We start from the raw sequence: 11,969 nt of genomic DNA, 5'->3' as shown, positions 1-11,969 counted from the left end.
TAGGGAATTATTTTGGCAACAAGAAACATACGACAGTGATATTTGCGATAAAAAAAATAAACGAAGAATTGAAAAAAGATGACCAGTTTAAATCGTTCCTCGATATACTTATGGAAAAAATTAAAAAGGCAAAAAAGTGAAGATCCGGTGAAAAACTTTCGAAAAATCTAAATCGTCACGGGAAATATTGTGAAAGAAATATCAGACATACGGTACGAATACATAAAAGACACAAAAAAGATTGTTATTAAAATAGGCACCGGCGTGATAACTGACAATGCGGGATATTTGGACAATAAACAGATAAAAGGGTTAGCCGAACAGGTCATAGAGTTAAAAAGAAGAAATTTTAATGTAACGGTGGTAAGTTCCGGCGCAATCGGATGCGGTATGGGCGAGTTGGGGTTGCAAAAGAGACCCGGTACGCTTCCTGAGCTGCAGGCGGTTGCGTCCATTGGCCAAAGCAAATTAATAAGCACGTATGATAGTTTTTTTAAATCGCATGGATATCATGCGGCACAAATCTTATTTACAAGGGAAGATTTTGAAAACAGGAAAAGATATTTAAATACATGCAATACCATCCATACATTATTCCGAATGAATGCGATTCCTGTAGTAAACGAGAATGATACTATTTCGACCGATGAAATTGCCTTTGGCGATAATGACGAATTGTCCGCATTAGTAACTAATCTTATTGACGCAGACCTGCTGGTTATTCTCTCTTCAGTTGATGGGTTGTATGACAAACAACCCGAAGGAGAAAGCCGGGCGCATGTTATCCCTGTAGTGGAACACATTACTCATAAAACCAAACAAATGGCTTACAATTCCAAGACGTTGAGAGGGGTGGGGGGGATGCGTACCAAGTTGGAAGCTGCATCAATTGTGACGAATGCCGGTGAAAAAGTGATTATTGCCAACGGGCGACATGAAAATGTGTTGCTAAAGATTTTTCAGTATGAGGATATCGGGACGTTGTTTCTTCCAAAAAATGAAAAACTGACAAGCCGAAAGCGATGGATAGGGTATTCAAAGAAATCGAAAGGCGTTGTATTCGTTGATGAAGGCGCCTGTTCTGCCCTGTCGAAGAAGGGGAAGAGCCTTCTTGCATCCGGCATTGTTTCGATTGAAGGCGGTTTTGAGAAAGGAGATATTGTTTCGATTTGTAAAGGTGAAAATGATGGCGTTTTTGCGAGAGGATTAACCAATTATTCTTCTGAGGAGATAGAAAAAATCAAGGGATGCCGCGCCTCTTCGATTCACAAGATTCTGGGCTATAAATCCTATGATGAGGTTATTCATCGGGACAACCTGGTTTTGATTTAAGGGGCGTCAATAGTTGCTGTCATAATTGATTTTATTATATTGCCGACCTTTTCTTTTTCTGCGAGATTCGGCGCCAGGCGGATTGATTCATTTAAATAATAAAGGGACGTATCGATATCTTTAAAGTGCTGATAATATAATACGCCCAGGTCCCTGTATACGGAATAGTCGTTTGGATTATATTGAAGGGAAAGTTTTAGTTCTTCCGACGCCTCTTTAAAAAGGCCTTTTGACGCATACGCAATTCCCAGATTGTAATGCGCATCAACATGCCCTTGTTTTGAATAAATGGCTTTTTCAAATTCACGAATGGCCATATCAACGTTTCCGCTTTTCAGATAAACAGCGCCCATATTATTATGGGCGTCCGCATAATTGTTATCGAGTTTTACCGCTTCCCTGTATTCAGCGAGTGCCTTTTCCTTGTTGCCGGTGTATTCATAGGTATTCCCAAGATTGTTGTGTACGAAAGGTACATAGGGATTATCTTTTAATGCAAGGAGATAGGTTTCGACAGCCAAATCATGGCGTCCTCGTTTATCATAGATCATAGCAATATTGTTGTATGCAAGCGTATTATCGTTAAGATTTGAGATGGACGCTTTATATTCTTCTATTGCCTTGTCAACAAGGCTAATTTTCTCATAAGCCGCCCCCAGATTAAAATGGATAAATGGATAGCTGTGTTCCAGGGCAAGCGCCTGCCGGTACATTTTGATTGCTTCCTCATACCGCAGGTTATTAAAGTATGCATTGCCCAGGTTGCCGCATGCCCTGGCGCTTTTCGGTTCTCTTTGAAATGTGTTAAACCATAGTGTAGCGTCGTTACGCCAGATACGGTTTCTGTGTATCACTCCAATTTGAAAACAGAGCAGAATAACGCCAAAAACAACAACAATAGGATAAGACAATTTTCTATTCAAAAAGGAATAGCTTATTGTGCAACAAAGGCCGATTATCGGCACATACAAATACCTTTCCGCCATAATGTTGCCGATGGGGATAATGCCAAGCACCGGCAAAAGTGTGATAAAGAACCATAAAATAAAAAAAATGACATATCTATTCCTTCGTAAGAAACGTACAAAAATAACAACGAAACACGTAATCAGCAAGGCAGCCACAAATAACGATAACGTAAAAGATAAATGCCCTGGTACGTAATAATCCGCGTTAAGGGGGACAGGTAAAAAAATAAGTTTTAGATAATATGCCACTACCTTTGTCATGGTGGCAATATTTGTTGGATAGATTTCTATCGTTTTTAAGTTATTACTGAGGGCAAAAAATCTCAGAAAGATATAGACACCTGTAACAAAAATATATCCGCTGTAAAAGAGCATGAAACGAGCAACTTTTTTTGCAAGAGGGGCTAAGGAATCAGATTTTTTTTCGTTTTGAGATAAAAACAAAAGATCGAAGATTACAATAAGGATTGGGAATGTAATCGCCATTTCTTTTGAAAAAAGGGCGATGAGGTATGCGAGACAAGAGAGAAAATAACAAAGGGTAAAGTGGCTATTTGTGTGGCTTTGCCTGTGGTTTTTTGTTTTCAGGAATAAAATAAACGCTAAAAGGAAAAAAATTGAAACAAGTATATCTTCCCGGTAACAAATTGCATTAACCGTCTCCGTTAACAGAGGATGCGATAGATAGAACAGCGTAGCGATGAAAGCCTGCCGAAGGTTCTTGAAAATACATTTAGTAAAGAGGAAAAATAGGAATACGTTGATGGTGTGGAGTACCGTATTGGTTAAATGATAGCCAAAGGGTTTAAGATTCCACAATGCATGGTCAATAAAATAAGTTATGGTGACGATAGGGCGGTAACTGAGTTCTCCGGAAACATAAAAATAATCTTTATGGAATAATTTAGGGAAATTTTTTAGTGAGGTAATGAAGTGGTTTTCCTTGATGATGTATGCGTCGTCATAAACAAAATCGTTATGCAATGAGTTGAGATACAAAAATCCCGATAGAAAAATGAGGATGGCAGGAGAAACAAACTTTAAATACCTGGCGTTCATTGAAAAAACTCGCGAAATCCTGGAAAAAATTACGAAAGGCGGAACAACAGATTACATAAATTGCACAGATAAAAAAATTAAATATTCGTATTTCACCATTAAATATTTTGCCAAAAAGCACGCACTGACGAATGGAAGTGTGCAAAGAAATTACTGATAAGGTACTAAAGGCTATTATCTGTCTGTCAATAAGCGGTTGCTGGCCTTATTTTTACGGATAAAAACATGCCATAGAAAACATGCCGTAGCCGCACCGGCAGTGTCCGCCAGCCAGTCGAGTACATCCGCGGAACGATGGGGGATGAATGACTGGTGGAATTCATCGAACATACCATACAATGAGGTTATACCGAAGGCTAACAGATAAAACATCTTCGCGGATTTGATTTGAAAGGAAGAAACAACCCAGCAGACGAACAAACATAATATCCCATATTCAACAAAATGGATAAGTTTGTCGATATGGTTTGGCAAGGAGACTGAAGAGGTATCTGTGGATGATGCTACATAAATGCCGTATGCATACCCAAATGCCAGTGCACATTTTATACCCCAGTGAATCTTAATTTTTTTGGTCATTGTTTTCTAATCCTTCAAAGAGGCGAATCCAGTATTGTGTATTATTGTCAGGGAGAGAGTCTTCCTGATGTTCATTTTTACAGGTGTTTTCAAATGTTACTTGCACCTGTTTTTTCTTTATGTTTGCCAAACCGGTTTTTTTTATGTGGAAATCGACCTCTTCACGGGTGACTTCCTTAAAAACGCCTTCCCACGATTTAGCGTCACCTTCTGTAGGTCCTTTCCATTTACTTTCAGGTTCTGAGGGTTTTTGGTTATTCTCTTTAAAGAGTACATCGTAGATTTCTCTGTACAGTGATTTTGGGTCCAAAATCCGGCAGCCGCATTTTTTAACATGTCTTTTTATTTCATTATCGTAGGTTACAATACATACGTCTTTCGGATTTTTCACATGGCTGGCAATGTTCATGATTTCGGTGTCCGCTTTGACGCCCGTTTTGGAATAAATTATTTTTATCCCCCCGGAAACCAGTCTTCTCGGTAAGCTTGTTTCTGAATAGGTGCCATCAAATACAACGATTATATCGTAGTGCTTTTCCTGCCGGTATTGTGAGAGGAAGGATATTACATAATCGCGCACCGCTTCAATAAAATTCCTTTCCACATGTTTTTCCAATTCCGGCACGGAAAAGATAAGATTATAGCCGTCAATAATGATTAGCATTCTATTTTGTAGTTATCAACAACGACCTTTCCATTAACAATAGTAGTCAAAACCTGTCCTTTTAGTTTCCATCCGTGAAAGGGGCAGTTTCTGCCCTTTGATTCAAAAACGTTAACGTCCACCGTCCATTCCTTGTTTTTATCTATTATGGTAATATCTGCCGGCATGCCGGCAGCAAGACTGCCGCCGTTTATTTGAAAGATGCGTGCAGGATTGACGGACATTTTTATGATAAGTTCCTTAAAAGTAATGATACCGGTATGTACCAGTTTAGTAAGCAATACGCCAAGGGCGGTTTCGAGTCCCACAAAGCCTGTAGCGCCTTTTTTTAAATCATCGTCGGTGTGCGGGGCATGGTCTGTTGCGATGACGTCAATAATACCGCTTGCCAAGCCGTTTTGCATGGCTTCCACGTCCATACGGGACCGTAAGGGAGGATTTGTCCTGGGCATATTTCCGTCTTTATCCCGGAAGCTGTTGTCCAATAATAAGTGATGGGGGGTCACTTCACAAGTGAATTTTCCTATGCCTCTTTCTTTGGCTTGTTGTATCGCTGCCAAGGTATCCTTCAGGCTTATGTGGGAAATATGCAGACGGCCTTTTGCTTGTTCCGTAAAACGGATGTCACGCCTGGCAAAATCGGTTTCGTGTGAATAAGGTTCGCCTGGGAAACGGGTTGCGCCGGGAATGTCTTTTATCTTATTCAAATAAAATGGAGAGTCTTCGCAATGTGGGCTAATAATAATAGCATGTTGTACTGAAAGCTCGCAAGCCTTGCACATTAAAGCATCGTTGAATACCGGATTGCCGTCGTCCGATAATGCTTTTATACGGGTATTCTTAGCAAGGGCGGCAATGTCCGTCAACTCTTCACTTAATGAACCTTTTGTAATGCATGCCTTGGCAAACACTTTTATTATGCTCTTTTCTAAAATTCTTTCCGTGAGTAAATCCACTATGGCGGGGGAATCGATAGGCGGGTTTGTATTGGGCTCGCAAATCACTGTCGTATATCCGCCCTTTGCAGCGGCGCGTGAGCCTGTTCTGATATCTTCTTTGTATTCAAGCCCTGGTTCACGAAAATGAACATGGCACTCTATCAGACCTGGGATGACGTGTTTATTCGTTGCATCAATAATCCTGACAGAGGGGTTGGTGGTAATATTGGGTGACACCGCCTCTATTTTCCCATTTTTTACAAGAACGTCAGCGTATCCTTCAAAGTCGGAAGCAGGGTCTACTACATAACCGCCTTTTATTAATAATGCATTCATTTTGTGTAATCTGAAATAGTAAAGGTTCTTATTTTCTATCCATCCAGTGATCATACCCTTTCTATCAGAGTAGGTTCTGAAACGGTTGATATGCACCTTAATTGGTCTACATAGAATTCCTCAGAAATCGAGCGGACTTTTTACCTCTTTGATGGTCTGGATTTTGATCGTATGGGTGTATATCATGGTCGTCCTTACATCAATATTAAAGGTTTTCTTCGTTTGAAGGACATTATTCAAGTTCTTTGACAGCTCTTGTTCTAAGGATTTCAGTCGTAACGCCATATAGTTGGTACCTTTTACTTCGTGAAAACTCACACCACATGTCTTTTCCGCTGCCTTATTCATCAGTACAATGTTGAGATCTCTGTCCAAAAGAATAACATCTGAATCAAGGTTATCTATTATAGATTTGTCAATGCTTCCATCATCGGTAAAGAAATAAGGCGGAACATCGGTCTTATCGCCGTTATACGGAACGAGCCATTTTTGAACAGAATTCTTTTTTTTATTCATACCTGCATTGATGAGATTTTAGGTGAGTGAGACAAGTATTTCCCAAACAGTCATAACATAATATTGTGTGTTGTTTCTTGTATATCGATTTAAATGCATCCTGCATTAGCACAGAACACATAATTTTGATATTACCCATCATTTGACACAAGAGTACATCGTCTTTACGCACAATGATAACTGATTTGGGAATATAAATCCACACAAAAGGGAATAACCGTTCCCATTTTCCCGGAATATTATGTTTTTTCTACAGACAGAATATACTAACATTAGAAATAGCAATAACTTATATAATTTGGCACATTTGTTGCGATAAGCATTGTCAGAAAGGGAAAAACCGGTTTTCTTGTATAAATGTATTGAGTTATTTTTGATGTGTCAAGTAATTTGATTTTTTCTGAAACTGAAAGGAGGATTTGTCATGTTACCATTATCAAGGACATTGGAAACATTATTAGGGCTTCAGGAGGCAATGGACCTGGCGCGCGACACGGGTTTTTTTGAGAATACTACGACCAGTAGAGGGGTGTATCCGCCGATGAATATTTTTGAAAAAGATGGCGATTTGGTGCTCGTTTCAGAATTAGCAGGGGTAAAGAAGGAGGATCTGAACATAGAGGTAAAAAACAACATATTACGGCTATCCGGAGAACGCAGGATCGACTACGGCGAAAATGTCAGTTACCACCGTATTGAGCGTACTGCATCCAAATTTGACAGGACATTGAGACTACCGGTTAACGTAGAATCTGATCAGGTCAGAGCAGAGTATATAGATGGCCTTCTGGTAATCTCTCTGCCCCGTGCGGAGTCAGAGAAACCAAAACGTATTGCAATTCAATAATAACCCTGAAAGGAGGATGGTATGAGTAATGAAACAAAGGAAGTAGCAACGGTTGAAAGTCAGAAACCGGAAAAAACAGAATATAAGGGAGAGAAAACGGTGCAAGGCAAATATTATATTCCCATGACGGATATCGTTGAAACCGATAAAAGTCTGGTCGTCACCATGGATGTCCCGGGTGTGAAAAAGGAAAATGTAAATGTCGTGCTGGAAAATAATGTCCTGGAGGTTGATGCAAAAATAGACTTTACGCCGTATGAACATCTTAATCCGGTGTATACCGAGTACAATGTAGGTCATTATACCAGGAAATTTACCGTATCAAATATCATTGATACGGGAAAAATTGATGCAAAACTGGCAGACGGTGTATTGACCCTGACACTGCCAAAGGCGCCGGAAGCACAACCAAAGAAGATTCAGATAGGATAACAGAGAGTGGCGTGACGTACGGTTGATTGAAGCGGTTAACGCCAGGTGAGATGAGAAACAGCCTGTGTGTATTAACGAATACGGAAGGATTTTTTGTCGTAATATTATGTCGTAATGTCGTAATATAATATATTACTTTTTAGTATGAGAAAGGAGAAACGGAAAGAAATGAACGTAATTCGTAAGTTTTTTCATGATCGAAAAGGTACAGTAATTTCTGGTGTGGTTGCATTAATTGCTCTCTCTCTTTTTATGTGCGCGACTGTCATCGCCTCAGAAAAGGCATTGGGTGGCGGAGAGCAGCGGGATCAATCATACATCACGTTTGGCAGTGGTAAACGCTATCAGACAACCGTAGAACGGTACACTGAAGGCGCTTTGTCTGCGCAGGATAAGCACCAAGCATCTCTCTTGACTTCGCGTATCGTCAATCATCTGAACAATGCAGCAAAAAGTCTCATCGATCAGAACCCCGAAGCTGCAAAACCGGAGATCAAGAATGCTCAGAGGCTGACGCAGGTTGTGAGGGAATTACTCCCCGTTACTACGGTGACGACATCGGTGAAAGATGTCAGCGGTAAAGTGGTTTATCGGGAGGTTGACAAGGTCCAGGACGACAAGATTGCCTTATATGAGGGCACTATCGCTATGGAAATTGTAGAACCGATCATTGACGCCAAGGAGAAGGAGGCGGCACTTAAAGGACTGCGACTTGCAGATGTTGATGTCATTTATACATCTGTGCTTGTAGACCTCAGCTATATTGAGCGAAAATTGAACCATACAGAGTCTTTATTGGACAAGGGAAAGCCGGACGAAGCACTGGTCCAGTTGGCCCTTGCGCAGACGAAAGGTGTAAAGCTCGTTTTCCATGAGGTAGACAATCCGCTTGTAGAAGTACAGCATGCGTTAAGGCTGGCTGAGCGCATGGTTGAAGAGGGTAAGCACGAAGCTGCACAGGACAACTTGAGACTGGCTCAAATCCAGTTGGGAACATACCGAGCACTGCTGGAAGACGAGGAGGCTAAGAAAATTGTGAAACAGCTTGAGGATGATATCACCAAGCTGACGACAAAGATTGAAGAAAAAGGAGCGGCATCTAAGATTCGCAAGTTCTGGGAGCGGGCAGTCAATTTGTTTAGCAAAGAAACCGGTCAAGCTCACACTGAAGAGAAGACTGAGCAAACTCAGGAGAGAAAGAAATAATGGTTGATATGTGAGGAACTGCAAGGTCCTGTTTCCCCCGACTGTTTCAGATTTTTATTGTACCATGCAGAAAAAAGTTTTGTACATTCATGTAACATTTAATTGATAAGAAAGGAGGTCGACCATGGCCTTGAAAGATTTAATAACCTGGAATAGAAGAAAACAGCAGCCTGCACTATCAGGACTGCAACACCCTGTAGCGACCCTTCAGAGAGAAGTGGACCGATTATTTGACGATTTCTTCAGAGGGTTTGACAGATTCCCGTCCCTCCCATTAAAGGAAGAGCGATTCGCCGAGTTTTCACCGAAGATAGATGTAAGTGAAAATGACAAAGAAATTGAGATTATCGCAGAAGTGCCGGGAATGGATCAAAATGATGTTGAAATTACTTTAAGAGACGATGTGCTCACTATTAAAGGGGAGAAGAAACAGGAAAAGGAAGAAAAGGACAAAGAGTACTATCATGTAGAGCGAAGTTACGGATCCTTTTACCGTTCTCTGCAACTTCCCTGTGAAGTTGACCAGGAAAAAGTGAAGGCTTCGTTCAAAAAAGGGGTGTTGAAAATCAATCTGCCTAAGAGTGGAAAAGCGCAGGAAAATGTGCGTAAGATTGAAATAAAGGGAGAATGATGTTGTTGTTGGTTATTATGGAGGCGCTTATTGGAGCATTTTTATGTAATGACAGCGCCTCCATGATAGGCGAAATTTATGGGCAAGAGGAGACAATTTATGTAAAGAGAGGTTTGCAAGATTAGTTTTTAAACTGATTAAGATCGGCAACGGTAGCAATAGAAATTAAGGATGCAGGAGAATACGATGAAGATAAAATTAATGATGCTGCACGTAACGCTTTTCTGTTTTAGTGTAATGCCAGCCTATGCATTAGAAGACAACGGTATTAAAGACCTGCGCCAGACCGGTAAGGCCTTTGCATCTGTGGCACGGGAAGTATCGCCATCTGTGGTTTTCATACAGCATTACTTTGTTAAAAACCACTGAAACCGTTCATAAAGTGATATATTTTGTATGCCTTTGCGTTCGGCATCCTACTTATTGTATGGTATTAATCAAGGATTTTTCAAAGCATAAATCCTTTTAAATAGAGGGAATTAAGGTTGTTTTGCATATTATTTTAACAAAGTAATGATACAGGTTGAATCGAAAGTATCTGATTCGGCGAGAACACGGTTTCGGTTACCCTTTGGCGATTCATGGCCCTTTGGGGATGAGTTTTTCAAACGTTTCTTTGGTGAACCATTCCCCGGTATTCCTCGGACACCGCCTTCTGATAAACCTCAAAGTGAACACCGTATTATTGGACAGGGTTCCGGATTTGTGTTCGAGGTAAAGGACGGATTGCTGTCTGACAAAACATACATCCTTACTAATAATCACGTTGTGGAAAATGCTGATACTATCCGGGTGCAATTCCAGAATGGTTCTGAATATAACGCTAAAATTACAGGTCGGGACCCCCCAGTCAGACGTGGCGGTTATAGAAATCAAGGCTAGCAGTATGCCGGCGGCAAAACTGGGTGATTCCTCCAAGCTGGAGGTTGGGGAGTGGGTTGTTGCCATTGGCAACCCATTTGGACTGAGTCATACCCTCACCGTAGGTGTGGTGAGCGCCAAGGGGCGTACGAGTATTGGTATTAACGATTATGAAGATTTCATCCAGACAGATGCAGCGATTAATCCCGGTAACTCTGGTGGTCCACTGGTCAATCTGGATGCTGAGGTGGTAGGCATCAATACAGCCATCTTCAGCCGCAGTGGCGGATATATGGGTGTGGGATTTGCGATTCCTATCAATCTTGCCAGGGAGATCGCCGATCAGTTGATCGATAAAGGAGAAGTAACGCGTGGTTACCTTGGTATTGTGATTCAACCGCTTACCGCTGATCTTGCAAAGTCGTTCGGTGTTGAACAGGTCAAGGGTATACTTGTCTCTCAGGTTTCAGACGATTCACCGGCTGATATGGCAGGGTTGCGTCAAGGGGATATAATCATTGCATATCGCGGGGAACCGGTAACAAATGTCGGCAGTTTCCGTAACAGAGTGTCACTCACTCGGCCGGGCAGCACGGAAGAGTTGACTATCCTGAGGGAAGGAAAACAAATGACGCTTACTGTGACAATCGGCAAGCTCACCAGAGAAAAACTGGCTGCACAGACTTCGTCGCAAAGCGCCGAGAAACTTGGTCTGACGGTACAAACGCTAACCCCGCAGTTGGCTGAACAATTTGGAGTCAAAATGGGGGAAGGTGTTGTGGTCACGGAAGTCAGACCAGGATCTATTGCTGCAATGGCAGGCATTGAGCCTGGCACTGTGATTATGCAGGTGGATCGCGAACCCGTGAAAAATGCTGCCGAGTTCAAGCGTGCGGTCGAGAAGAGCAGCGATGATAAAAGTATACTGCTGCTCCTTCGGAGAGGCAATGCGCAGCAGTATGTGGTGTTAAGTTGGTAAGTTTTACCGAATCATGCCATTTCAAAAGATCGGTCGATTTGACTGCCTTTTTCCATGGATTACATTAGAACAAGGTTAAAAATGTTTAACACATTAGGAAGCACTAATCGATTCACAATATCAGCCTTTACGCTGATTTGTGTTTGCTTTATGTATACGTCTATTGTATTGGGTGTGCCAGACAACAAGAAGGTTGAGGTGGAAAAACAGCAGGCCGAAGAGCGTGTTCTTGACGCATCGAACAGGGCCGTTACCCAACATACTCTGACGACAGCGGATAAAACACTGGAGTATTTTGCCACCGCAGCATCGCTGACCATAACGGATAAGGAGGCAAAGCCAGTCAGCAGGATTTTTTATATCAGTTATACCGCTGACGAACAACATGATTACCCACGGCCGGTGACCTTTGTTTTCAACGGTGGTCCAGGTGCTGCCTCCATAAGCGCTAACTTGTTTTATTGACAAATTTTATTCATCATGGTATTTTTATGTTAATTATCCCGCTAATCACTCTATAGGAGGATAAAGCCATGATGAGAGAAGATTGGGATCTTCTAAGAACTTTCTTCCCAAACGATTGGAAAAGTTTAGCCGTTGATACAAATGCTTTAAAAGGCT

General features: G+C 41.5%; 15 protein-coding genes. 10 read left to right on the top strand and 5 right to left on the bottom strand.

Features of this window, described 5'->3' with window-relative positions; genetic code table 11:
- The first annotated feature begins 189 nt into the window (after positions 1-189).
- Positions 190-1,332, top strand: coding sequence for a glutamate 5-kinase (gene proB, locus QZT26_RS13535; RefSeq protein ID WP_099326923.1), 1,143 nt, complete (start codon positions 190-192; stop codon positions 1,330-1,332).
- Here proB and QZT26_RS13530 read toward each other — a convergent pair.
- The 5 genes from QZT26_RS13530 to QZT26_RS13510 form a co-directional block, all read right to left on the bottom strand.
- Entirely contained in the window at positions 1,329-3,359 is a 2,031-nt protein-coding gene (locus QZT26_RS13530; protein WP_099326922.1) for a tetratricopeptide repeat protein, read from the bottom strand. The genes proB and QZT26_RS13530 overlap by 4 nt on opposite strands.
- Before the next feature lie 174 nt (positions 3,360-3,533).
- Entirely contained in the window at positions 3,534-3,938 is a 405-nt protein-coding gene (locus QZT26_RS13525) for a VanZ family protein (protein WP_099326921.1), read from the bottom strand.
- Positions 3,922-4,602, bottom strand: coding sequence for an NYN domain-containing protein (locus QZT26_RS13520; protein WP_099326920.1), 681 nt, complete (start codon positions 4,600-4,602; stop codon positions 3,922-3,924). Before QZT26_RS13520 ends, QZT26_RS13525 begins: the two co-directional genes overlap by 17 nt.
- Positions 4,596-5,876 (bottom strand): dihydroorotase, encoded by a 1,281-nt coding sequence (locus QZT26_RS13515; RefSeq protein ID WP_157820806.1) that lies wholly within the window; start codon positions 5,874-5,876, stop codon positions 4,596-4,598. The genes QZT26_RS13520 and QZT26_RS13515 overlap by 7 nt, the downstream gene beginning before the upstream one ends.
- Before the next feature lie 120 nt (positions 5,877-5,996).
- Entirely contained in the window at positions 5,997-6,392 is a 396-nt protein-coding gene (locus QZT26_RS13510; protein ID WP_099326918.1) for a PAS domain-containing protein, read from the bottom strand.
- Between the two features lie 424 nt (positions 6,393-6,816).
- On the opposite strand from QZT26_RS13510, the gene QZT26_RS13505 reads away from it, so the two are divergent.
- The 9 genes from QZT26_RS13505 (at position 6,817) to QZT26_RS13465 (ending at position 11,813) form a co-directional block, all read left to right on the top strand.
- Positions 6,817-7,239, top strand: a complete 423-nt coding sequence (locus QZT26_RS13505) for an Hsp20/alpha crystallin family protein (RefSeq protein WP_099326917.1) — start codon at positions 6,817-6,819, stop codon at positions 7,237-7,239.
- Between the two features lie 21 nt (positions 7,240-7,260).
- On the top strand, positions 7,261-7,671 hold the full coding sequence (locus tag QZT26_RS13500) for an Hsp20/alpha crystallin family protein (RefSeq protein WP_099326916.1): 411 nt from the start codon (positions 7,261-7,263) through the stop codon (positions 7,669-7,671).
- Between the two features lie 168 nt (positions 7,672-7,839).
- Positions 7,840-8,877 (top strand): YfdX family protein, encoded by a 1,038-nt coding sequence (locus QZT26_RS13495; RefSeq protein ID WP_157820803.1) that lies wholly within the window; start codon positions 7,840-7,842, stop codon positions 8,875-8,877.
- Between the two features lie 124 nt (positions 8,878-9,001).
- Entirely contained in the window at positions 9,002-9,508 is a 507-nt protein-coding gene (locus tag QZT26_RS13490; protein WP_099326914.1) for an Hsp20/alpha crystallin family protein, read from the top strand.
- Positions 9,505-9,633, top strand: coding sequence for a hypothetical protein (locus QZT26_RS13485; RefSeq protein WP_261341718.1), 129 nt, complete (start codon positions 9,505-9,507; stop codon positions 9,631-9,633). The genes QZT26_RS13490 and QZT26_RS13485 overlap by 4 nt, the downstream gene beginning before the upstream one ends.
- A 61-nt stretch (positions 9,634-9,694) precedes the next feature.
- Entirely contained in the window at positions 9,695-9,877 is a 183-nt protein-coding gene (locus QZT26_RS13480) for a hypothetical protein (protein ID WP_205713292.1), read from the top strand.
- Between the two features lie 144 nt (positions 9,878-10,021).
- Positions 10,022-10,390: a trypsin-like peptidase domain-containing protein gene (locus QZT26_RS13475; protein ID WP_197705292.1), complete on the top strand. Its 369-nt coding sequence runs from the start codon at positions 10,022-10,024 to the stop codon at positions 10,388-10,390.
- A gap of 4 nt (positions 10,391-10,394) precedes the next feature.
- Positions 10,395-11,348, top strand: coding sequence for a PDZ domain-containing protein (locus tag QZT26_RS13470; protein WP_295102818.1), 954 nt, complete (start codon positions 10,395-10,397; stop codon positions 11,346-11,348).
- A 150-nt stretch (positions 11,349-11,498) separates the two neighbouring features.
- Positions 11,499-11,813 (top strand): hypothetical protein, encoded by a 315-nt coding sequence (locus QZT26_RS13465; protein WP_295102816.1) that lies wholly within the window; start codon positions 11,499-11,501, stop codon positions 11,811-11,813.
- Positions 11,814-11,969 lie beyond the last annotated feature (156 nt).

Origin of the sequence: uncultured Candidatus Kuenenia sp. (genome assembly GCF_900696675.1) — a bacterium.
Classification (GTDB): domain Bacteria; phylum Planctomycetota; class Brocadiia; order Brocadiales; family Brocadiaceae; genus Kuenenia; species Kuenenia stuttgartiensis_A.
The sequence above is the reverse complement of the archived record's forward strand: the minus strand, read 5'-3'. Positions and strand labels throughout refer to the sequence as shown.

Bases quoted from the DNA above. Each gene is read 5' to 3' on its own strand.
- QZT26_RS13530 (WP_099326922.1), bottom strand. From the start codon at position 3,359: ATGAACGCCAGGTATTTAAAGTTTGTTTCTCCTGCCATCCTCATTTTT.
- QZT26_RS13525 (WP_099326921.1), bottom strand. From the start codon at position 3,938: ATGACCAAAAAAATTAAGATTCACTGGGGTATAAAATGTGCACTGGCA.
- QZT26_RS13520 (WP_099326920.1), bottom strand. From the start codon at position 4,602: ATGCTAATCATTATTGACGGCTATAATCTTATCTTTTCCGTGCCGGAA.
- QZT26_RS13515 (WP_157820806.1), bottom strand. From the start codon at position 5,876: ATGAATGCATTATTAATAAAAGGCGGTTATGTAGTAGACCCTGCTTCC.
- QZT26_RS13510 (WP_099326918.1), bottom strand. From the start codon at position 6,392: ATGAATAAAAAAAAGAATTCTGTTCAAAAATGGCTCGTTCCGTATAAC.
- QZT26_RS13505 (WP_099326917.1), top strand. From the start codon at position 6,817: ATGTTACCATTATCAAGGACATTGGAAACATTATTAGGGCTTCAGGAG.
- QZT26_RS13500 (WP_099326916.1), top strand. From the start codon at position 7,261: ATGAGTAATGAAACAAAGGAAGTAGCAACGGTTGAAAGTCAGAAACCG.
- QZT26_RS13495 (WP_157820803.1), top strand. From the start codon at position 7,840: ATGAACGTAATTCGTAAGTTTTTTCATGATCGAAAAGGTACAGTAATT.
- QZT26_RS13490 (WP_099326914.1), top strand. From the start codon at position 9,002: ATGGCCTTGAAAGATTTAATAACCTGGAATAGAAGAAAACAGCAGCCT.
- QZT26_RS13485 (WP_261341718.1), top strand. From the start codon at position 9,505: ATGATGTTGTTGTTGGTTATTATGGAGGCGCTTATTGGAGCATTTTTA.
- QZT26_RS13480 (WP_205713292.1), top strand. From the start codon at position 9,695: ATGAAGATAAAATTAATGATGCTGCACGTAACGCTTTTCTGTTTTAGT.
- QZT26_RS13475 (WP_197705292.1), top strand. From the start codon at position 10,022: ATGATACAGGTTGAATCGAAAGTATCTGATTCGGCGAGAACACGGTTT.
- QZT26_RS13470 (WP_295102818.1), top strand. From the start codon at position 10,395: ATGCCGGCGGCAAAACTGGGTGATTCCTCCAAGCTGGAGGTTGGGGAG.
- QZT26_RS13465 (WP_295102816.1), top strand. From the start codon at position 11,499: ATGTATACGTCTATTGTATTGGGTGTGCCAGACAACAAGAAGGTTGAG.